Annotated in this window: 18 protein-coding genes and 1 tRNA gene; 16 read left to right on the top strand and 3 right to left on the bottom strand. The window is 33.5% G+C overall.

Features of this window, described 5'->3' with window-relative positions:
• From jag to rsmG, 4 genes are all read left to right on the top strand, one after another.
• Nucleotides 1-792: an RNA-binding cell elongation regulator Jag/EloR gene (gene jag / locus ACZ5C4_RS00415; protein ID WP_464519300.1), complete on the top strand. Its 792-nt coding sequence runs from the start codon at nt 1-3 to the stop codon at nt 790-792.
• Between the two features lie 118 nt (nt 793-910).
• Entirely contained in the window at nt 911-2326 is a 1416-nt protein-coding gene (gene mnmE, locus ACZ5C4_RS00410; RefSeq protein ID WP_464519299.1) for a tRNA uridine-5-carboxymethylaminomethyl(34) synthesis GTPase MnmE, read from the top strand.
• A complete protein-coding gene (mnmG, locus tag ACZ5C4_RS00405) occupies nt 2292-4202 on the top strand; it encodes a tRNA uridine-5-carboxymethylaminomethyl(34) synthesis enzyme MnmG (protein ID WP_464519298.1) in 1911 nt (636 codons plus the stop codon). Before mnmE ends, mnmG begins: the two co-directional genes overlap by 35 nt.
• Nucleotides 4203-4229: 27 nt before the next feature.
• Nucleotides 4230-4940 (top strand): 16S rRNA (guanine(527)-N(7))-methyltransferase RsmG, encoded by a 711-nt coding sequence (gene rsmG, locus ACZ5C4_RS00400; RefSeq protein WP_464519297.1) that lies wholly within the window; start codon nt 4230-4232, stop codon nt 4938-4940.
• A 478-nt stretch (nt 4941-5418) separates the two neighbouring features.
• Here rsmG and ACZ5C4_RS00395 read toward each other — a convergent pair whose 3' ends face one another.
• Nucleotides 5419-6381: an alpha/beta fold hydrolase gene (locus ACZ5C4_RS00395; RefSeq protein ID WP_464519296.1), complete on the bottom strand. Its 963-nt coding sequence runs from the start codon at nt 6379-6381 to the stop codon at nt 5419-5421.
• 249 nt (nt 6382-6630) lie between these two features.
• Between ACZ5C4_RS00395 and ACZ5C4_RS00390 the strand changes: the two genes are divergently transcribed.
• The 5 genes from ACZ5C4_RS00390 (at nt 6631) to ACZ5C4_RS00370 (ending at nt 11149) form a co-directional block, all read left to right on the top strand.
• On the top strand, nt 6631-7398 hold the full coding sequence (locus ACZ5C4_RS00390) for a ParA family protein (protein ID WP_464519295.1): 768 nt from the start codon (nt 6631-6633) through the stop codon (nt 7396-7398).
• A 2-nt stretch (nt 7399-7400) separates the two neighbouring features.
• Nucleotides 7401-8309, top strand: coding sequence for a ParB/RepB/Spo0J family partition protein (locus ACZ5C4_RS00385; protein WP_464519294.1), 909 nt, complete (start codon nt 7401-7403; stop codon nt 8307-8309).
• 95 nt (nt 8310-8404) lie between these two features.
• On the top strand, nt 8405-8938 hold the full coding sequence (locus tag ACZ5C4_RS00380; protein WP_464519293.1) for a DUF4446 family protein: 534 nt from the start codon (nt 8405-8407) through the stop codon (nt 8936-8938).
• Nucleotides 8939-8967: 29 nt separating this feature from the next.
• A complete protein-coding gene (gene serS, locus ACZ5C4_RS00375) occupies nt 8968-10254 on the top strand; it encodes a serine--tRNA ligase (RefSeq protein ID WP_464519292.1) in 1287 nt (428 codons plus the stop codon).
• A 19-nt stretch (nt 10255-10273) separates the two neighbouring features.
• Nucleotides 10274-11149 (top strand): DUF3881 family protein, encoded by an 876-nt coding sequence (locus ACZ5C4_RS00370; protein WP_464519291.1) that lies wholly within the window; start codon nt 10274-10276, stop codon nt 11147-11149.
• 42 nt (nt 11150-11191) lie between these two features.
• Here the strand turns inward: ACZ5C4_RS00370 and ACZ5C4_RS00365 are convergent, their stop codons facing one another.
• Both ACZ5C4_RS00365 and ACZ5C4_RS00360 read right to left on the bottom strand, forming a co-directional pair.
• Entirely contained in the window at nt 11192-12979 is a 1788-nt protein-coding gene (locus tag ACZ5C4_RS00365) for a sensor histidine kinase (RefSeq protein ID WP_464519290.1), read from the bottom strand.
• A 20-nt stretch (nt 12980-12999) separates the two neighbouring features.
• Nucleotides 13000-13746 (bottom strand): response regulator transcription factor, encoded by a 747-nt coding sequence (locus tag ACZ5C4_RS00360; RefSeq protein WP_464519289.1) that lies wholly within the window; start codon nt 13744-13746, stop codon nt 13000-13002.
• 162 nt (nt 13747-13908) lie between these two features.
• On the opposite strand from ACZ5C4_RS00360, the gene ACZ5C4_RS00355 reads away from it, so the two are divergent.
• The 7 genes from ACZ5C4_RS00355 to ACZ5C4_RS00325 all read left to right on the top strand — a co-directional run bounded on the left by ACZ5C4_RS00355 (nt 13909) and on the right by ACZ5C4_RS00325 (nt 21816).
• A complete protein-coding gene (locus ACZ5C4_RS00355) occupies nt 13909-15243 on the top strand; it encodes an ABC transporter substrate-binding protein (RefSeq protein WP_464519288.1) in 1335 nt (444 codons plus the stop codon).
• 55 nt (nt 15244-15298) lie between these two features.
• A complete protein-coding gene (locus ACZ5C4_RS00350; RefSeq protein ID WP_464519287.1) occupies nt 15299-16177 on the top strand; it encodes a carbohydrate ABC transporter permease in 879 nt (292 codons plus the stop codon).
• 1 nt (nt 16178) lies between these two features.
• On the top strand, nt 16179-17018 hold the full coding sequence (locus tag ACZ5C4_RS00345) for a carbohydrate ABC transporter permease (RefSeq protein ID WP_464519286.1): 840 nt from the start codon (nt 16179-16181) through the stop codon (nt 17016-17018).
• A 52-nt stretch (nt 17019-17070) separates the two neighbouring features.
• The gene (locus ACZ5C4_RS00340; RefSeq protein ID WP_464519285.1) at nt 17071-18801 is read left to right on the top strand and encodes a hypothetical protein; all 1731 of its coding nucleotides are present in this window, start codon (nt 17071-17073) and stop codon (nt 18799-18801) included.
• Nucleotides 18782-20722, top strand: a complete 1941-nt coding sequence (locus tag ACZ5C4_RS00335; RefSeq protein ID WP_464519284.1) for an ADP-ribosylglycohydrolase family protein — start codon at nt 18782-18784, stop codon at nt 20720-20722. Before ACZ5C4_RS00340 ends, ACZ5C4_RS00335 begins: the two co-directional genes overlap by 20 nt.
• 3 nt (nt 20723-20725) lie before the next feature.
• Nucleotides 20726-21496: an SGNH/GDSL hydrolase family protein gene (locus ACZ5C4_RS00330; protein WP_464519283.1), complete on the top strand. Its 771-nt coding sequence runs from the start codon at nt 20726-20728 to the stop codon at nt 21494-21496.
• Between the two features lie 243 nt (nt 21497-21739).
• A tRNA-Arg gene (locus ACZ5C4_RS00325) sits at nt 21740-21816 on the top strand.
• Nucleotides 21817-22018: the final 202 nt, after the last annotated feature.

Here is a 22018-nt window from a genome sequence, read left to right as displayed (position 1 = left end):
ATGGACGGGAGTATCAGAGTATCAGCAAAGACTGTCGATGATGCAATAACAGAAGCATTGATTCAGTTAGGTGTAACAAGTGACAGACTAGAATATGAAGTGATTGAAAAAGGAAGCGCTGGATTTCTGGGAATTGGTATGAAACAAGCAGTAATAGAAGCGAGAAGAAAACCAGAACCAAAACCAGAGATAAAAGAAGAACCTGTTAAGAAACCCGAAATAAAACGAGAGAAGCCAAAACAGGCTGAAGCCAGACCTGCAGAAAAAACAGAAGAAAAACCTGTAAAGATGGCAGAAGAACCTGCTGTAAAACAGAAAGGTGAGCTTGCTGAAGTTACAGATGAAGCGATAAGAGCAGTAGAGTCTTTCTTAAAAGATACATTATCTGCAATGGATATGGAAGTAGAAATTACTTCTAAGATAGATGAAGATGGCGCATTGAGTGTTGAAATGAATGGAAAACATATGGGAATTCTGATTGGTAAGAGAGGACAGACACTGGATGCGTTACAGTATCTTGCAAATCGTGTTGCAAATAAGTATCAGGAAGGATATGTCAGAGTAAAACTGGATACAGAAAATTATCGTGCAAGAAGAGAAGAAACATTGAAAAATTTGGCAAAGAATATTGCACATAAAGTAAAGAGAACAAGAAGATCAGTATCTCTTGAACCTATGAATCCATATGAGAGAAGAATTATACATTCAGCTTTGCAGTCAGATCCATATGTTACAACACATAGCGAAGGTGAAGAACCTTACAGAAAGGTAGTTGTGACTTTGAAGAAATAAGAGGACATAGAAGCGAAAGAGACGTTTTGCGCTTCACGGAAACTTTCGTGAAGACAGAGGCGTCTCTTTATTATTTATTTTTTATAGGAAATCTAATATTTGATTGATGAGGTAGAAAATGAAAAAGGATACAATTGCCGCAATTTCTACTGGAATGACAAATTCCGGAATTGGAATTGTCCGTATAAGCGGAGATGAGGCATTTAAAGTGATTGATCGGATTTATACGGGAAAAGAAATATTATCAAAGGTGGATAGCCATACGATTCATTATGGGTATATTAAAAGAAATAGAGATATAATTGATGAAGTTCTTGTAACAGTTATGAAGGCGCCAAAAACATTTACTGGAGAAGATACAGTAGAAATTAACTGTCATGGAGGAATATTTGTTATACAGAAGATTCTGGAGACAGTATTAGAAAATGGAGCAAGAGCAGCAGAACCTGGTGAATTTACAAAAAGAGCATTCTTAAATGGCAAAATGGATTTATCACAAGCCGAAGCTGTAATCGATGTTATTCAATCTAAAAATGAGTATGCTTTAAAGAGTTCTATCAGTCAGTTAAAAGGAAGTATTCGCAGGAAGATAGAGGATATAAGAAAGGAAATTTTATATCATACTGCATTCATTGAAACAGCATTAGATGATCCGGAGCATATCAGTGTGGATGGATATGGAGAAAGATTAAGAAAGACAGTAGAAGAAATAAAAATAGAACTTAAAAAATTAATTTCTTCCTCTGATAATGGAAGAATTATGAAAGAAGGAATACAGACAGTTATTGTAGGAAAACCAAATGCAGGAAAATCTTCGTTATTGAATGTGCTTTCTGGCAGGGAGCGTGCTATTGTAACAGATATAGAAGGGACAACCAGGGATATTCTTGAAGAGCAAATACAGATACAAGGATTAAATTTGAATATTATAGATACTGCGGGAATAAGGGATACAGAAGATATAATTGAGAAAATGGGAGTAGAAAAGGCAAAAGAATATGTAAAAGATGCAGATCTTATTCTTTATGTGGCAGATGTATCCAGAAGTCTTGATGAAAATGATGAAAAGATTCTAAATCTTGTGTATAATAAGAAAACAATAATCTTATTAAATAAATCAGATTTAGAATCCGTTATAACAAAGCAGGATATGGAGGAAAAAATAAATAAAATTATATCAAAATCCATATCTGATGGGAAAGACATATCCGGTAAAATTCCTATGATTGATATATCGGCAAAGGAAGAACAAGGAATTCAAGAATTTGAAGAAATTTTGAAGAAAATGTTTATAAAAGGAAATCTTTCTTTTAATGATGAAATATATATTACAAATTTGAGACAAAAGTCAGCATTGAAGGAAGCTTTGGAAAGTCTGGAAAAAGTAACAGAAAGTATTTATAAGAAAATGCCGGAAGATTTTTATTCCATAGATTTAATGGATGCTTATGAAGCTTTAGGAAGCATTACAGGAGAAACAATAGGAGAAGATTTAATCAATGAAATATTCAGTAAATTCTGTATGGGAAAATAAGGATGTATATGATATTGTCGTAGTGGGAGCAGGACATGCAGGATGTGAAGCTGCACTCGCGTCTGCAAGACTGGGATTTAAAACAATTATGTTTACTGTCAGTGTGGATAGTATTGCACTTATGCCTTGTAATCCTAATATCGGAGGAAGTTCAAAGGGACATCTCGTCAGAGAAGTAGATGCATTAGGCGGAGAGATGGGAAAAATAATTGACCGCACATTTATTCAGTCAAAAATGCTCAATAGCTCAAAAGGACCGGCAGTACATTCCCTTCGTGCGCAAGCAGATAAAGCAGAGTATACGAAAGAAATGCGCCGAGTTCTTCAAAACCAGAAAAATCTGGATATAAGACAGATGGAAGTGACGGATATTCTGACAGAAGATGGAAAAATAACTGGAATACAGACTTATTCAGGAGCTATCTATCGTTGTCGTGCAGTGATTCTTTGTACAGGAACTTATTTAAAGGCAAGATGTATTTATGGTGAGGTTAGTATGCAGACTGGCCCTAATGGATTGCAAAGTGCAAATTATCTGACTGACAGTTTAAAATCTCTTGGAATAAAGATGTATCGGTTTAAAACAGGTACTCCGGCAAGAATTGATAAAAATACAATCGATTTCAGTAAAATGGAAGAACAAAAAGGGGATAATAGAATCATCCCTTTCTCATTTACTACAGATCCAGAGGATGTCCAGATTGAACAGGTATCCTGTTGGCTAACTTATACAAATGAAAAAACACATGAAATTATCAAAAATAATCTGGATAGATCTCCGCTTTTTTCGGGAATGATAGAGGGAACAGGGCCTAGATATTGTCCTTCTATAGAAGATAAGGTAGTGAAGTTTTCTGATAAAAACAGGCACCAGGTATTTATAGAACCAGAAGGATTAAATACAACAGAAATGTATATAGGAGGAATGTCAAGTTCTCTTCCTGAAGATGTCCAGTATGCAATGTACCGGAGCGTGCCTGGATTAGAGCATGCTAAAATAGTCAGAAATGCTTATGCAATTGAATATGATTGCATTGATGCAAGACAGTTGAAGAGTACACTAGAATTTAAAAATATAGAAGGATTGTTCAGCGGCGGGCAGTTTAATGGAAGTTCAGGATATGAAGAAGCAGCTGCACAAGGCTTGATAGCAGGTATTAATGCGGCAAGGAAGCTGCAGGGAAAAGAAGGAATTGTAATTGACAGATCAGAGGGATATATAGGAGTTCTTATTGATGATTTAGTTACAAAAGAGAGCCATGAACCATATAGAATGATGACATCAAGAGCAGAATACAGACTATTGCTCAGGCAGGATAATGCAGATTTAAGGCTTACTAAAATAGGATATGAGGTTGGCTTAATTGATGAGAAGAGATACAAAAATTTATTAAAAAAAGAAAATATGATAGAAGAAGAAATAAAGAGAATGGAACATACAAATATAGGAACTTCAGATGAAGTGCAGAAGCTCCTTTCTTCTTATGAAAGTACCCCTCTTGTTTCCGGCACAACACTTGCAGATCTGATTAGACGTCCTGAGTTGTCTTATGAAGCGCTTGTCCCTATAGATAAAGAGCGAGTAGAGCTTCCTTATGATGTTAAAGAGCAGGTTGAAATTAATATTAAGTATGAAGGATATATAACGAGACAAAAGAGACAAGTTGAACAGTTTAAAAAATTAGAAAATAAGAAAATACCTCAAAATATTAATTATGATGATATTCAAAGCCTACGTATAGAAGCAAAGCAAAAGCTGAGCCAGTTACGCCCTGAATCTATAGGACAGGCATCTAGAATATCCGGTGTTTCACCAGCAGATATTTCTGTTCTTCTTGTATATTTGGAGAGTTATTACAAAAAAAATGATTTATAAAAAAATAAATATATAGGTGATAATCAGATGTCAGAAAAGTTCGATATACAGTTAGAGCATTTAAAAATAGATTTAAATAATAAACAGAATGAACAATTTAAGCAATATTATGAGTTGCTTATAGAGTGGAATAAAGTGATGAACCTTACGGGAATTACTGATCGTGATGAAGTATATGAGAAACATTTTATTGATAGTCTTGCGATTGTAAAGGCAGTTGATATAGAGAAGATAGATTCTGTAATTGATATTGGCACTGGGGCCGGATTTCCTGGAATCCCTTTAAAGATAGCTTTTCCACATTTACATATTGTTCTTTTAGACTCATTAAATAAAAGAATTAATTTTTTAAATGAAGTAATTCAAACTCTACAGTTAGACGGAATAACTGCTTTACATGGCAGGGCAGAAGATTTTGCTAAAAAAGACGAATATAGAGAAAAATTTGATTTAAGTGTTTCACGTGCAGTTGCTAACCTTTCGACATTAATTGAATATTGTCTTCCTTATATACGGGTAGGGGGTATATTTGTTTCGTATAAAAGCAGCACTGTAGATGAAGAAATAGAACAGGCAAAAAATGCCGTAAAAATTTTGGGCGGGAAAATAGAAAATAATATAAAATTTCAAATACCAGAATCAGAAATAGGAAGATCATTTATAAAAATACAAAAAAATAAGATTACTCAAAAAAAATATCCAAGAAAAGCCGGATTACCATCAAAAGAACCATTGTAAATATAAAGTTAATTGACGAAATATAAAATTTAAGCGACAAAAGGGAGGTGTGAAAGAGATGCTTTGCATCGTTCGTCAGGGCTTCGCCGAAATTCCTCACTCACGCAAAGCATCTCTTTCACACTCACACTTTTGCCAGCTTAAGTTTATAGTTCCAAGCGGAAAAAATTGGCTTCACGTTGCCATGCATTTCCAATCGGAAGTAGTATAGATACTTCTAATTGAAGGGCTATAACAACGTGAAGCCGTTTTCTTTTGTTAGGGCACACTTCCCTATAGACGAAGGAAAAATTTCTGACTGGAACTCTGTAGCAGCGTGAAGTCGATTCTTTTTTGTCTGAAATTATAAACTTAAGCTGGCGAAAGTGTAAGCGCAAGAGGGAGTGTATTGCAAAAGTGAGGAATTCCGGCGAAGCCCTGACGAACGTTGCAATACACTCCCTCTTGCGCGAACCATTTCGTCAATTAACTTTATATTTTAATTTTCTTCTGAGAATAGTATTTTTACTTGTTCTATAAATTCTTCTGGTCTCTCCATATGGGGGAGGTGTTTGGTTTTGTTTATTCCAATTATCTCAATAGAAGGAAGTTGATTTTGATATTGATTTGCTATCAATCCGTTTTCGGGATTTGAATTTCCAGTTATAATAAAAATACTGTTATTTAACTTATGCAGACAATAAAGTATATTTGAATTTGTAAATCTGGATTTTTGACTGGCATAAAGATATTTTGAACGAGTATTTTTTTTATGTGAAGATTCAAAATAGGTCATTATACTTTTTTCATCAATTAGATTTTGATTATAGTAGTATGAAGAATAAAAATCTTGACTTATAGTTTTTTTATTTACAGCTATATTATAAATAAAAGTTCCAAGTATAGGAGTACATATCAAATATTTCATTAGTTTTGTTCTTTTTGTCGGAACTTTGGCAAGAGAAACAAGACTTTCGGGATTTACTAAAATAACACGATTAATAATAGAAGGATCATTTGAACAGGCCATAAGTACAAAAGAGCCTGATTCGCCAGAAACTATTATGTCTGTTTTACTACCAATTATATGCTTAATAAAGTCACTAATCATTTGTACATACAAAAAATTTGTATATGTAAAGTTCGGCTTATCAGAACAACCACATCCGAGTAAATCGATTGTATATACAGTGTTTGTTTTCGAAAGGTGATTCACTATATTATTCCATTCGTAAGATGAACTACCTACATTTAAGTCGTGGATTAATAGTATAGGAGTTCCTGTTCCTTGTTTTTTATAAGCAATTTTTCCAAAACGCCATTCATAGTAATTATATTTATTATAATCTAATAAATTATCTACAGTTGAAATATAATATACTAGTTTATTTACTGTATGCATAATGCCTGTAACAGAACCTGTTAATACAGCAAGAGCAGCCAATTTTCTTTTCCAACTCAATTTATCACCCACTTTCAAATTATATCTTTTATTATACTACACTTAAGTTTTCAAATAAACCCTTAATTAATTGAAAATTTTGTGTATAAGTGATTCTTAAACAATAATATGTTTCACGTGAAACATTAAATTTACTTTAAAATAATCGATATTTTTATTAAAAAATATGTTTCACGTGAAACATTATTATAGATAATAAAATAGAAAGGTGATATAATAATAAAGTATTCATCAGAAAGGAGTACAAAAATGAGCAGAATTATTGCGATCGCCAATCAAAAAGGTGGCGTAGGAAAAACAACAACAGCTATTAATCTCTCAGCTTCACTAGCAAGTCTTGGAAAAAAAGTTTTAGCGCTTGATATGGATCCACAGGGAAATATGACAAGTGGTTTAAGTGTAGATAAAAATGAAGTTGAAAATAATGTATATGATCTAATTATAGGCAGCGCTGACATAAAAGATTGTATATGTGAAAATGTCCTGGAAAATTTGGATGTACTCCCTTCAAATATTAATTTATCCGCAGCAGAAATAGAATTGATAGGGGTAGAAAATAAAGAATTTATAATTAAAAATGAGATTGAAAAAATTAGAAATAATTATGAATTTATTATTATTGATTGTCCACCAGCATTAAGTATGCTTACTATTAATGCTATGACAACTGCAGATTCAGTTTTAGTACCAATACAATGTGAGTATTATGCTTTGGAGGGACTTAGTCAGCTTATTCATACAATTGAATTAGTTAAAGAAAGATTAAATCCATCTCTTGAAATTGAAGGGGTAGTATTTACCATGTATGATGCCAGAACAAATTTGTCATTACAAGTAGTAGAAAATGTTAAAGACAATTTGAATCAAAATATCTATAAGACAATTATACCAAGAAATATCAGACTTGCAGAAGCTCCTAGTTATGGTATGCCAATAAATTTATATGATGCAAAGTCAACAGGAGCTGAAAGTTATATGATGCTTGCAGAGGAAGTGATTCATAAAGGGGAGGCGTGAAAATGGCAGTAAAAAGAAATGGTCTTGGTAAGGGCTTAGACAGTCTTATACCTACAAAAGCAGAAAATAATATAAAAAAGGAAAAGAGTGTATCTGCAGAAGAAAAAAAAGCTGAAAATTATGGAGAAATAAATGTAAAAATTAACTTGGTTGAACCTAATAGAGAACAGCCGAGAAAAGATTTTGATGAAGATGCACTTTTAGAATTGGCAGATTCCATAAAACAATTCGGAATTCTTCAGCCTTTACTTGTTCAGAAAAAGAAAGATTATTATGAAATTATTGCAGGAGAGAGAAGATGGAGAGCAGCAAAGCTAGCCGGAATGAAAGAAGTTCCTGTTTTAATTAAAAATTATACAGATCAAGAAATTGTAGAAATTTCTTTAATAGAAAATATCCAAAGAGAAAATCTAAATCCAATAGAGGAAGCAATGGCATATAAGAGGCTGCTCGAAGAATTTAATTTAAAACAAGATGAAGTTGCTGAGAGAGTATCAAAAAGCAGAACAGCAGTTACGAATTCTATGAGACTTTTAAAATTAAGTGATCGAGTGCAGCAAATGATTGTAGATGATATGATTAGTACAGGTCATGCAAGGGCATTGCTTGCAATTGACGATGAAGAACAACAATATAATCTTGCAAATAAAATATTTGATGAAAAATTAAGTGTACGTGAAACAGAAAAATTAGTAAAATCCCTTAAAAACCCAAAAAAACAAGTTAAAAAAGAAAAAATAGAACATACGTTTGTTTATGAAAATTTAGAAGAACGAATGAAAAATGTTATAGGGACAAAAGTAAGTGTAAATCCTAAAGCAAATGGAAAAGGAAAAATTGAAATAGAATATTATTCAGAAGAAGAATTAGAACGAATTTATGATTTAATTATGACTATTCAAAATGATTAAATATAAATTTAGTTGTTACAATATGTTTGAAAGGATACTCTGGGGGAGAACAAAAAGAATATAAATGTATTGTTATAATTAATAAGGAGGCAAATATGAAGAGTGGAGTATTAGGAAGTTTAGGAATTGATCCATTCTATATTTTTATATTATTATTTTTGATACAAGTGGTTCTATTTGCATTACTAATAAGTGCAAATATGAAATATAACAGATTAAAAGCAAGTTATGCGTCTTTTATGAAGGGAAAAGATGGAAAAAATCTAGAAGAAAGTATATTTGAAAGATTTAATCTGTTAGATGAGATTTTAGAGACTACAAAGAAAAATCAAAATAGTATTCAAGATATTTATAGAAAGATAGAAAACAATTATCAAAAGATAGGTATTGTAAAATATGATGCATTCCATGAGATGGGAGGAAATTTAAGTTTTGCATTGACAATGTTAGATGAAAATAATAACGGTTGGATACTCAATGCGATGCACAGCAGAGAAGGCTGTTACACTTATATCAAAGAGATAGTCAAAGGTGAAAGTTATATTGAATTAGCAGAAGAAGAGAGAGAATCTCTTGAAAAGGCAATTTATCAGGAAGCATATGATATAAAAGAAATAAACAAAAAATAAATCAAAAAAGATAATGAGAGGATAGAAGCATGTTAGATATAAAATTTGTAAGAACAAACCCAGATATTGTAAAACAAAATATAAAAAATAAATTTCAGGACAGTAAGCTTACGTTGGTAGATGAAGTTTTGGAGTTAGATAAAAGGAATAGAGAAATCAAGCAGGAGGTTGAAGCACTACGTGCTGAAAAAAATAAGATTTCTAAAAATATAGGCTCTATGATGGCACAAGGAAAAAAAGATGAAGCAGAAACACTTAAAAAGAAGGTAACAGAAAATGCTGACAGAATGGAAGCCTTATCTGCAGAAGAAAAAGAAGTAGAAGAAAAAATTAAAAAAATTATGATGACTATTCCAAATATCATTGATCCATCTGTACCAATCGGAAAAGATGACAGTGAGAATGTAGAAATTGAACGTTTTGGTGATCCTGTTATTCCAGAGTTTGAAATCCCTTATCATACAGAAATTATGGAATCTTTTAGTGGAATTGATCTGGATAGTGCAAGAAAAGTAGCAGGTAATGGCTTTTATTATCTAATGGGAGATATAGCAAGACTTCATTCATCTGTTATTGCTTATGCAAGAGATTTTATGATAAATAGAGGTTTTACGTACTGCGTACCTCCGTTTATGATCCGCAGTAATGTTGTTACGGGAGTTATGAGCTTCGCAGAAATGGACGCCATGATGTATAAGATTGAAGGCGAAGATTTATATTTGATTGGTACCAGCGAACATTCTATGATTGGAAAATTTATAGATACGCTTCTGTCAGAAGAAGAGCTTCCTCAGACATTGACAAGCTATTCTCCATGTTTTAGAAAAGAAAAGGGAGCACATGGAATAGAAGAACGCGGAGTATATAGGATTCATCAGTTTGAAAAGCAAGAAATGATAGTAGTGTGCAAGCCAGAAGAAAGTATGCAGTGGTATGACAAATTATGGAAGAATACAGTAGATTTATTTCGGTCGCTGGATATTCCGGTTCGTACTTTAGAATGTTGTTCTGGTGATCTGGCAGATTTAAAAGTTAAATCTGTAGATGTGGAGGCATGGTCTCCGAGACAGAAAAAATATTTTGAAGTAGGAAGCTGTTCTAATTTAGGTGACGCACAAGCAAGAAGATTAGGAATCAGAGTAAAAGGTGAAAATGGAAAATATTTTGCGCATACATTAAATAATACAGTAGTGGCTCCTCCGAGAATGCTGATAGCATTTTTGGAAAATAATCTCCAAGCTGATGGAAGCGTTAAAATTCCAGAAGCTCTTCGCCCATATATGGGAGGAATTGAGAAGATTACGCCAAAAAAATAGTATAAAATTGGAGAACAAAATGCACCAATATTTAAAAGCAATCGGTTTTGGAAATGTTCATACAAGAAAAGAACTAAAATCCGTTTTAAAGCAGGTGGAAGAGAATTTTACACATCAGACGATTGTTTCTTATCATACATCAGAAGATTTCTGCGAATTTCAGAAAGAATATGGACAAAATATGGGGATTACACTTTGCGGAGAATTAGACGAGCAAGAGAAATTCGATATGAGTTATTATTTCCCATATTTTGAAGGAAGTGGAGTAACAACTTATGCAGAAATTTCAGTAGAAAAGAAAATAGAACGTGAACAATATGTAGGAGTGTGTGAGGATCCCAAGGTTGGAATTAGTCTGATTTTTACGTTGCAAAATGGGGTAGAATACATGAAAGAAAAACAGATAGGATTTGTATCTGGTCTGGAAACCTCTGTAACGTTTGCAGGGCTTGCACTTTCGGGGAAAATATTGTTTCCTGTTCAGAAAGATGAAAAGCAGATAAGAAACGAACAAGAAGCTTCCCAAAACAGAAAAAAACTTCTGAATGCCGCACGCAGTGGGGATCAGACGGCAATAGAGACTTTGACATTGGATGATATGGATATTTATTCAAAAGTCTCAAAAAGACTGATAAGTGAAGATATATTTTCTATTGTAGACACATATTTTATGCCTTATGGAGTTGAATGTGATTTATACTCTATTATGGGAGAAATTCTGGCTGTACGTCTACGGGAAAATATCGTAACAAAAGAGAAAATATATCAAATGAAATTAGATGTAAATGAATTACAGTTTGATATTTGCGTGCCGGCTTCAGAAGTTATGGGGGAACCGGAAATCGGAAGAAGATTTAAAGGAACTATCTGGCTGCAAGGATATATTAATTTTTAAAATACATGGTTAAATATCGGATAATCTCCTTCTCAAATAATTTTACTTTTTATGTTTTGGAATGGAAAAGCTGATACAAGTGCCTTGTTTTAAATGACTGATTATAGTTAGTCCTGGGTTATCAGGATAAGTAAGAACAAGGCGCTTGTGTGTATTTTTTATTCCTATGTGGTGTTCTTGATCTTCTGGAGAATGAAGAGATTCTCTAATTTGTTTTAGTCGTTTTTTTTCAATTCCTATTCCATTATCTAAAATATGAAATTTTAAAAAATCTCCAGTATCATAAATTTTAATCCGAATCACCAGGGTATCCTGTGGTGATTGAATACTATAGTGAATACTGTTTTCAAGTAATGGTTGAAATAAAAGGCGTATGACGGAGTAATCCAGTAAAGCATCATCATAGTCCCATAAAAGTACAATTTGCCTAGGGTTATGAAATTTTTGAATTTCCATATACTCTTTACAAGATTGAATTTCATCCCTTAAAGAAACAGAAGTCCTGGAATCACCAAGTGCATAACGCAAAATATCCGAAAGAGAATGTATTAACCTACTGGCCGGAGCCTGATACCCTTCATTTTTTATAATTTCCATATCTATAGATTGGAGCGTATTAAAGAAAAAATGCGGATTAATCTGAAGTTGAAGAGCCTTAAGTTCACTGATAGTTTTCTTTAACTGCCATTCGTTTATCTGTATAGTCAATGTATTATTTTCAACAAATGTGAGAATAACACGATTTAAAATCAGATTATATTCATCCAATTTTTTAGTATCTACAAGTTCCCCGCTTCCATCAATGGGAAGAATCCCTTTTTCTGCCCGCCAAAGGATATCCATAAGAAGTTCTATTTGATGAAAGTTCTTTTGAGTCAGATAAAGACTGAATAAAAGACAAAGTATTGCGGCAATAATAATGCCTGCAATAACGCAATAAATTATATTATACATTAGGCGGTAAATATCTTGTGAAGGAACAAGCGACAAAAAATGAAGATTATATTCAGGATAGATAAATTCATTTACTGTATAAGTATGATGATTATATTTTACTGAAGAAAGATAATGTCCCTTGTCAGATAAGGAAAGAGACAGTTGTTTATGAATTCCTTGATCCTTTTTTAAATTAAGTTTATCTGCATTTGCATTTGAAAACAAAATATCACCATTTGAATCAGTTACAAAAATAGATTCATTCGGATAATTTTCAAGAGAAGAAAGAAGTTCCGATAAAACAGACTGATTCAGATTTATGACTAAAACACCATCATAATATTGAATCCGTCTGTATATTGTTATTACATTATGGGAATCTTCAAAATAGTAATTTTGGGAAGAACGCAATGTAATCCATTTTTCATCCCTTTTTGTATGATTTTTGAATTCATTAAGCCATTGTTGGTCAGCGGAATTATCTATAGATGTAAGCTTGCTATTTGTCTGAAAAAAATAATCCCCTTCGTTTGGAAAATATACATATACAGAATCGACATAAGAGGAGCTGGATTTTAAGTTTTCAAAAATATAAAACATTATATTTTTTGTAATATTTTCTTTATAATCCATAGAATTTTGGTTAAGGATACGGTACATAGACATAGAAATAGCGCTGTTGGTATTCATCAGATCGGCAATATCATCACCTTTAGTCAAAATTTCTTCCATAAGCTGGCTGCTTATTCGAAAAGTGCTTTGTGCCTGTCTGTCTGAATCTTCTCGTATTTGAAAAAATGAGTAGACAGTCAATAGAAGTCCTATAATAATTACAGGAACAGAAAAAAGAAAAAAATACCGGATAAATTTATTAATAAAATATTTTTGTTTCATAAAGTAAATTCCTGACCTACTTATTCTTTAATAATATGATTTCTATATTCTCTTGGAGTAACATTAAAATATTGTTTAAACGCCCGGGTAAAATTTTTAGGATTATCATAACCAACCATCAAAGAAATCTCGTATGTCTTAAAATGAATATCATTCAGCAATTCTGCAGCCCGTTCCATTTTACATTGAATTAAATAATCCGAAAAAGTTAATTGAGTTATTTTGTGAAACAATTTAGAAAAGTATCCAGGACTTAGGTGGACATATATAGCGGTAGTTTCCAAAGAAGCGTTGCTTAAATTATTCTGTACGAAATCTTTGGCCATTGTAATGAGTTTTGTATGATAAGTATTGTCGCCGTTGTTCGTGGGTTCGGGAAAATCCTCGGATTCTTTTTCCAGCATATCTTTAATATTCAATATAGACTTAGTGAGGTCTTCATATTTGATTGGCTTTAGAAGAAAATCACGTACTTGATAGCGAATTGCCTGTCTGGCATAGTCAAAATGTTTATATCCTGTGAGAATTATAATTTCCACTGGATTTTTATCTTCGCGCAGCATACGAATTAAATCGAGTCCAGAAATATTCGGAAGCCGTATATCAGTTAAAAGAATATCTACATGTTCTGTAGACAAATAATGATATGCATCCTGGCCATTGGAAAAACTAGCAGTCACTTTTATACCAAGAGAATCCCAAGGAAATAAATGAATAAGACATTCACGAATATTTAACTCATCTTCAACAATGACTAAGTTTAACATATGAATTCCTCGCTTTATGACATAAAAAGAGTATAAATATTAATAATTGATACTTATAAAAAAATCATATCATAATATCAGAATAAATGTCAAGAAACGTATCTGTGAGAAAAAATATGAGTATGCTACTTTAATAATATCAAAAGAAGGAGGAACTGATTTATGAAGAAAAAATATTTGTCACTGTTTATGTCTGTAATTTTGGCAGTCTCATCAGTAGTAGCATTTAGTGGATGTGGAAATGCAGACAAGGGAAACAAAACGGATGGGCAAAATACGGAAAGTTCAGATGAACAAGTAACTTTGCGTTTTATGTGGTGGGGGGATGATGTCAGACATCAGGCTACTTTGGATGTAATTGAACAATATGAAAAGGAACATCCAAATGTAAAGATTGAGGCAGAATATGGTGGATATGACGGTTATTTTGAAAAATTAACGACACAGCTTTCGGGTGGAACTGCTGCGGATATTATTCAATATAATGCAAATACAGTCTCGGATTTAATGGCTATTGGAGATGTATTCGTAAATTTGGAAGATTATGCAGATATTTTAGATACATCAGACTTTAATCAGGAGTTTATTAAAAACTTTTCTTATTATGACGATAAGATGATTGCATTGCCAACAGGAATTAATGGCGGAATCTGGCTGGCAAATACAGCGCTGTTTGATGAAGCCGGTATTGATACAGAAACAATTAAAACATGGGAGGATTTTATTGAGGCAGGAAAGACACTCCATGAAGTGAATGAAGAATATTATCTGTTTAATATTGACATTGAAACACTTGGAAAAGAACTTCTTGGTTCTATTATGGCACAGATTACAGGGGAAGACTTAATTAATAAAGATACAATGGAGATGAATTTTACAAAAGAGGAACTTCTAAAAGCGTTTACATTGATCCATGATATGTATGAAAATAATGTAATAGAACCAGCGGCAGACAGTGCTCCATATGCATTAAAATTAAATACAAATCCCAAATGGATAAATCACGAATTAGCAGTAGTTTATGGTGCTACATCTAATATATTTGATGGATATTATGATTTTCAGGATACAGCTGAAGCTTTGGATATGCCGCAATTTGAAGATGCAAAAGAATCTGGTATTTTATATGTACCGCCCCAGATGCTTGCTATTTCATCAAAATGTGAGCATCCGGAAGTAGCGGCAGATTTTTTGAATTATTTTTATAATGATGAGACAGCAATTAATACATTAAAGGCATGTCGTTCTCTTCCTGCTACAGAAAAAGGTCAGCAGATTTGTGAAGAAAATGGTTATGTTGATCCAGTGTTAGTATCAGCAATTGATAAAGCGGGGGAAACAGGAACAATTCATCAGAATCTTTATACACCGACAGAAGTGGTTGAAATTCTTCAGGATGGGGTAGAAAAGATTGCTTATAACCAAGGAAACGTAGAAAGCATAACAGATGATACAATGGGTCTTCTCGAAGAGACATTAGAGCGTTTACAAAAATAATAAAAAGACTAAGGAGGGTTGATATTCCTGTCAACCCTCTGGAAAGTGAGAAGATATGAAAAGAAAAAAACTTGGAGAAGCAAAAGGATATCTGTATATATTTCCATGGATTATAGGATTTTTAATGTTTCAATTAATTCCGTTAGTGAATTCTTTCCGGTATTCTTTGACGGATATTAAATTAGGCGGGGAATATCAATTTATAGGGATAGAAAATTACATAAGAATGTTTACAGAAGATGTAGATTTATTTAATTCCATGTGGGTAACGATAAAATATATCATAATGGTAGTCCCTGCAAAATTAATATTTGCTTTGGTCGTAGCGATGATATTAAGCATGAAAATTAAAGGAATAAGAATTTTCCGGACAATGTATTATCTTCCTTCCATACTTGGCGGAAGCGTGGCAATTTCTGCTTTATGGCGTGTCATGTTCATGAAAAGCGGTATTATTAATAATCTCATAGGAACAGATATTAACTGGTTAGGAGATCCCAAATATGCATTGTTTACAATTGGATTAATTGATATATGGCAGTTTGGTTCTTCCATGGTTTTATTCTTTGCAGCGCTGAAACAGGTGCCGAGAGACTTATATGAAGCCGCCCAAATTGACGGAGCAGGCAAAGTGAAAGTGTTTTTTAAAGTGACGCTTCCATTAATAAGTCCGGTTATGTTATTTAATATTGTAATGCAGACGATCAATGCCTTGCAAAATTATACGTCGGCATATGTAGTAACAGGCGGCGGACCTTTGAAGTCAACAAATATTATGGCGTTAAAAATATATGAGGATGCTTTTGTAAAATCAGATCTCGGGTACGCCAGCGCAGAATCATGGCTGCTATTTATATTTTTACTCTGTTTAAGCGGATTTATTTTCTTTACTTCAAAATATTGGGTATTTTACAGCGATGGAGGAGGAAAATAAGATGAAAAAGAAGAAATATACACGTTGGTGTTCCTTTATATTGATAACAGTAATTGGTATTTGTATGATCTATCCATTAGTATGGATGTTTTTTGCCTCATTTAAAACGAATGAAGAGATAAATCTCGCAGTTAATTTGTTACCGGAACATTTCGACTGGTCTGGTTTTATTAAAGGATGGGATTCTTCAGGACAGTATACTTTTACTGATTTTTTTATAAATACGTTTGTAATGGTAGTGCCTACAGTATTGTTTACGGTAATATCATGTACGGTAGTTGCATATGGATTTGCGAGATTTTCTTTTAAAGGAAATAAACTTTTGTTTGGAGTTATGTTATCAACATTAATGGTTCCGAATGCTGTCCTTATTATCCCAAGGTATCTTTTGTTTCGAGATTTCGGATGGCTGGACAGTTATATGCCATTTTGGATGCCGGCATTATTTGCATGTTACCCGTTTTTTATTTATCAGGAAGTACAATTTTTAAGAGGAATACCAAAAGAACTCGATGAAGCGGCTAAAATTGATGGATGTAATTCTTTCCAGATTTTAACAAGAATACTGATTCCCATATTAAAGCCGTCTATGATATCAATTTGTATTTTTCAAACAATCTGGACATGGAATGATTTTATGAATCCTCTGATTTACATTAACAGTGTATCAAAATATCCACTTTCCCTTGCATTACGTATGGGGCTGGACGTCGCGGCGTCTACGAACTGGAATGAGATTATGTCAATGGCATGTGTTTCGATTCTTCCATTAGTGATTATGTTTTTCTGTTTACAGAAATATTTTGTAGAAGGAATTGCGTCATCAGGATTAAAAGGGTAAATTAAGTATTTATTAAACAAAAATAATTATATTACATAAGGAGAATGAATAAATGGACAATTATACTTTTCGGGCAATGGAAATTCACGATTTTACTCAGATATGGAACCTGGATGAAATTAGAAGACGTTTAGACTTTATGGTACGTAATAATATGAACGCAATGGTATTTCATGAACCGGGGATTGAAGACAAAATAGTTTTTCCCGCAAAGTTTTTAGGAGGAAGCGGAGAGCCTAAAAGTTATTATGACGCTTTTTTGGAAGTGGATCATCCTATATTAAACCATGCCTTGCGGGAAAATTTGAATTTAAACAGAAGAGATTACATAAATCATGTTATACGTGAAGCAAAAGAGGCTGGAGTTAGTATTTATTTTGAAAATAAAGAATTATGGTTTTCGGATTTTGTTTTGAAGTATAAAAAAGAACTTATGCAGGCAGATGGAACCATATGTCCGAGTAATCCTTTCTGGTATGAAGAATTTTTACCTTATAAATATAAAGAATTATTTCTTGCACTACCGGATTTAGCTGGAATTATTTGCTCTATTGGTACAGGAGAGGCAAGACTTGCTATTAGTAATACATTTGCATGCGGATGCGAAAGGTGTTGTAATCTAGATCCGGTAGAATGGTATAAGAATATGATTATGGCAATATATAAACCATTTAAAGAAGCTGGGAAGAAATTAATTATACGTGATTTTATTTATACGAAAGCAGAACAGGAAAGATTTCAGAAAGCATTTATGGAAATGCCGGAAGAAATTGTTTTATCACTGAAAAATACGCCGCATGATTTTTATCCGACTTTTCCGGATAATCCATTGATGGGAAAAGTGGGAGAACATCCACAAATTACAGAATATGATGTAAATGGTCAGTTTTTCGGCTGGGGAGTACAGCCATCCGCAATGCTTTCTGATATTAAACGCAGACTAAAATATGGAAAAGAACACAAAGTAAGCGGATTTTTGGCGCGAACAGACTGGGAAGGTGTACAGGATTGGACTTGTTTCGATAATTTAAATATGGTGAATTTATATGCAATAGCAGCATATGCAGATAACGAAAATATCAGTGAAGAAGAGATTTATTTGCGCTGGCTGCAGGGGGAACATTTGATTAATGACGAACTTTCACCAGGAGAATTGAAGAACTGTGTAAAACAAATAAAAGAAATTATGGATGCAACATGGACAATTGTGGAAAAAACAAACTTTGTAAATGGCTGTTTATTTTCAAACGATAGTTGTATGCATCTTACGCCAGAGCAGTTTACTTTTATCGGTGGAACACATCATAGTTTAAGTGAATGGGATCCAGAGAAAAAAGATGCACTGGAAATGTCACCTGATAATATTATGAAAATCGTATCAGATAAAGAAGACGCATATATAGCGTGTGAAAAATTGGTGGATTTAGTTGAAGCGGGAAATATGGGATTAAAGGAAACTGCATATCAGAAGATGAAAGAACATTTTGAATTTATGCGGTGGTATGTACGTGGATTTAGACTTACGGCACGAGGGTACTGTTTTGGAAGATATGTAACTGAAAAAGATGAAACAGAGATTTTATTAGAAAGAAAAACAGCATCACAGCTTTTAAATGAAACAATAGATGAAATGGAAACGTATAAGGAAGGGCTTCTGCAAACTTCATTTATATCGAAATATCCTTTTGATGCTCAGTTAAATCCAGAACGAGTAGAATTCTACATAAATGCGTTGAAAAAAATGTTAATAGAAGGAAAAAAATATGACTCGAATAGAAATTAACCGTAATTGTTTTCGTGATAAGGTAATGGGATGCTGGCTGGGCAAGAATGCAGGAGGGACATTGGGAGAACCTCTTGAGGGAAAATTCGGTGACAAACAAATGTTTCATATAGACTGGTATCCTTTTCTTCCGGAAGGCGGAATTCCAAATGATGATCTGGAATTACAGCTGATTTGGTTGCAGGAGCTGCAAAAAAAAGGACCGGGAATTACTTCTGTCGATTTAGCAGAGGCATGGAGAGACTGTATAGCCTATAACTTTGATGAATATGGACTATGTAAAGAAAATATGCAAAAAGGGTTGCTGCCGCCTGTATGCGGCTGGCATAATAATTCCTTTAAAGATTGTATGGGCAGTCCAATCCGTTCAGAAATTTGGGCATGTATAAGTCCGGGATGCCCGGAGTTAGCGGCATGGTACGCATTCCAGGATGCAATTATAGACCATGGAGGCGGAGAATCTGTTTATGGGGAAATTTTTAATGCAGTATTGGAATCTTGTGCTTTTGTAAATGGGGATAAATTTGTTCTTCTGGATACAGCATTATCTTCTATTCCTTCTTCTTGTCTGACATATCAATGTGTAAAAAGATGTATAGATAATTATCATGCAGGAATGAAATATGAAGATAACAGGAATGACCTGGTGGAGACATTCTATCACCCAGTAGCTCAGTATTCTCCATTAAACCTTGGATTTCAGACAATAGGATGGCTTTATGGAGAAGACTTCGGCGATTCTATTTGTAAGGCAGTCAACTGTGGATGGGATACAGACTGTACGGCAGCAACTCTGGGGGCAATACTGGGTATTATCGGCGGAGCATCTTCTCTGCCGGAAAAATGGATAAAACCTTTAGGCTATGAAATTGCCACAAATATGACTACAGGTGGAATCAGGAACCTGACCGCGCCAACAGACATACGTGAATTGACGGAAGTAGTTTGTAAAGAAGCGGAAAAAGTTATGCGATATTGGGGCAATGAAATGATCTTTTCGGATAATGGATCTATGAGCCAAAATGTAAAATTAATTGTTCCAAAGCTAACATTTTTAGATAAGTATGCGGCAGATAGTATTACATATACATATGGTTCAATAAATATAACAGTACGGTATAAGAATGACGCTGCAATTTTAGGAAATCGTACTTCAAAAGTATATGTAAAGTTTGAAAATCCTCATTTAATTGAGAAAACGATACAGGTCTCTCTGGAAATGCCGGTTGGTTTTTATTCCCCACAGGCAAAGAAAAAGATTATAAAGATAAAAGCGGAAGAAGAATCAGAAATTTGTTATGAAATTCAGGCAGATTATCAGCAGATTAAAGAATCAAATATTTTATGGTTGAGAACAGAGATAAGGGAAGAGACGGCCGTTCCGGCTGTTCCGATTATACTGTTAGGTGGAAACCGCTGGATGATTTCAGAATTTTATCAGGGAAAAACGCTCGAAGATGACTGTGGCGTAGATGAAGAAACCTGGTTTATTGCTCCACCTTCTGGATTTACAGAACAATGGAATCCGGGAAATGATTTACAGTTAAGCGCACGTTTCAAAGAGAAAGGAATTATTTATGCTCTGCATCATATCTATTCCTGTGAGGATAAAGAGGTTGTATTAGGAGTACCTAATAATGGGTTTATGAAATTGTATTTAAATGGAGAATTACTCCACACTACAATACAAAAAACTGCATTACGGGCGAATCTTGGAAACGGAGGCGCTTTAGGAGACTTATCAAATTATAAAGTAACAAAGCTCTTAAAAGGCTGGAACCAAATTTTAATAAAACTCCAGGCGGACGATATACCGGAAGAGGCACATTTTACAATCGGGGGAATGAGTACTGTATGTGAAAAAAATCATGGAATGCCGGTTATGGGAATTTACAGAAATAAATTTATATGGGAAAGATAAAAAATGAGTAATCCAAAAGAAATAATACAAAATAAAAAAGTGCAATATCAACCATTGATTAAGCCGGGATATCTTTCACAGATTATGAGAGCAGATGAAAGAAGAATGGAATTTGATTGTAAAAATCAGATTATTGTACAAAAAAATTGTAAAGTAGATATAGTATTTATCGGAGACTCAATTATACAAATGTGGGAATTATCGGCATATTTTCAGGATTATCCACTTCGGATACTAAACCGTGGAATCGGAGGAGACAGGACAGTGTCCCTCCTCCATCGGTTTCGTGCAGACGCCGTACAATTAAAACCTAAAATTGTGGTCATAATGGCAGGAATTAATGATTCTTGGGATTTAGAATTTGATTATTGGAAACAAGAAACAGGAAAAAGCTTAGACAATGTTCTTCAGGAGGCTTTGCTGAATATGGAGAAAATACTTACTATTTCAGCAAAAGAACAGTTATCCATAGCACTTTGTTCTTTATTACCTACTTGTATGGAATGGACAAATCATGAAAAGGACAGGCAAAAATATATTTGGATGTACAATCAAGGATTAAAGAAATTGTCAAAAAAGTACAACACTTTTTTTGTAGATTATTATCCACTTTTTTTAAACAAAGATGAACATTCTATGTGTAAAGAATTAAGTTTAGAAGGATTACATCCAAATGTATTTGGATATGATAAAATGACAGAGACTTTGAAAAATACAATTAATTTTAATGAATATTTTTCCGATAATGCCAGGAAAAATACCTTTGGCAGATAATAAAATATGGAAAACTTATAAGGAAAGATATTGAGAAATTTAAATAATTGTGTTATATTGTTAAATGTGTCAATGAGTGCCTTTAAAAAGGTAACTGACATAAGAAAAGTAGTTGTTATAATTTGACAATTTTGAAATGTCGCTATAGCTCAGCTGGATAGAGCGACCGCCTCCTAAGGGCGTGTTGGAGCAATCGCCTAACTTGCTTTTTCTAGCTGAGTTTTATAGATAAAATTGAATAATGTCCCAGTACCTCAGTAGGATAGAGGGTCCGCCTCCTAAGCGGAACGTCGCAGGTTCGACTCCTGTCTGGGACGCCAGAAAATCCGCTGTAAGCCTTTATTTTTAAGGGTTTACAGCTTTTTTGTTGCGAACACCCTCTACAAACTATTAAGTAAGTTAGTAGCTTTTTATTTATATAGAAATTCGATTTTTTTTAGGACTGTTTTGGTAGTATGGCTTGCTAACACTTTTTTATTTCTGATGAAAAATCGCTGATTTTCTTTAATTTTGCTAACACTT

It is taken from the genome of Mediterraneibacter flintii (genome assembly GCF_055387595.1).
The sequence above is the reverse complement of the archived record's forward strand: the minus strand, read 5'-3'. Positions and strand labels throughout refer to the sequence as shown.

What these genes read in the sequence shown, in the direction of transcription:
- rsmG (WP_464519297.1), top strand. Translation starts at nt 4,230, where the DNA reads ATGTCAGAAAAGTTCGATATACAGTTAGAGCATTTAAAAATAGATTTA.
- mnmG (WP_464519298.1), top strand. Translation starts at nt 2,292, where the DNA reads ATGAAATATTCAGTAAATTCTGTATGGGAAAATAAGGATGTATATGAT.
- ACZ5C4_RS00370 (WP_464519291.1), top strand. Translation starts at nt 10,274, where the DNA reads ATGCACCAATATTTAAAAGCAATCGGTTTTGGAAATGTTCATACAAGA.
- ACZ5C4_RS00365 (WP_464519290.1), bottom strand. Translation starts at nt 12,979, where the DNA reads ATGAAACAAAAATATTTTATTAATAAATTTATCCGGTATTTTTTTCTT.
- ACZ5C4_RS00345 (WP_464519286.1), top strand. Translation starts at nt 16,179, where the DNA reads ATGAAAAAGAAGAAATATACACGTTGGTGTTCCTTTATATTGATAACA.
- ACZ5C4_RS00330 (WP_464519283.1), top strand. Translation starts at nt 20,726, where the DNA reads ATGAGTAATCCAAAAGAAATAATACAAAATAAAAAAGTGCAATATCAA.
- serS (WP_464519292.1), top strand. Translation starts at nt 8,968, where the DNA reads ATGTTAGATATAAAATTTGTAAGAACAAACCCAGATATTGTAAAACAA.
- ACZ5C4_RS00380 (WP_464519293.1), top strand. Translation starts at nt 8,405, where the DNA reads ATGAAGAGTGGAGTATTAGGAAGTTTAGGAATTGATCCATTCTATATT.
- ACZ5C4_RS00355 (WP_464519288.1), top strand. Translation starts at nt 13,909, where the DNA reads ATGAAGAAAAAATATTTGTCACTGTTTATGTCTGTAATTTTGGCAGTC.
- ACZ5C4_RS00390 (WP_464519295.1), top strand. Translation starts at nt 6,631, where the DNA reads ATGAGCAGAATTATTGCGATCGCCAATCAAAAAGGTGGCGTAGGAAAA.
- jag (WP_464519300.1), top strand. Translation starts at nt 1, where the DNA reads ATGGACGGGAGTATCAGAGTATCAGCAAAGACTGTCGATGATGCAATA.
- ACZ5C4_RS00335 (WP_464519284.1), top strand. Translation starts at nt 18,782, where the DNA reads ATGACTCGAATAGAAATTAACCGTAATTGTTTTCGTGATAAGGTAATG.
- ACZ5C4_RS00360 (WP_464519289.1), bottom strand. Translation starts at nt 13,746, where the DNA reads ATGTTAAACTTAGTCATTGTTGAAGATGAGTTAAATATTCGTGAATGT.
- ACZ5C4_RS00340 (WP_464519285.1), top strand. Translation starts at nt 17,071, where the DNA reads ATGGACAATTATACTTTTCGGGCAATGGAAATTCACGATTTTACTCAG.
- ACZ5C4_RS00350 (WP_464519287.1), top strand. Translation starts at nt 15,299, where the DNA reads ATGAAAAGAAAAAAACTTGGAGAAGCAAAAGGATATCTGTATATATTT.
- ACZ5C4_RS00385 (WP_464519294.1), top strand. Translation starts at nt 7,401, where the DNA reads ATGGCAGTAAAAAGAAATGGTCTTGGTAAGGGCTTAGACAGTCTTATA.
- mnmE (WP_464519299.1), top strand. Translation starts at nt 911, where the DNA reads ATGAAAAAGGATACAATTGCCGCAATTTCTACTGGAATGACAAATTCC.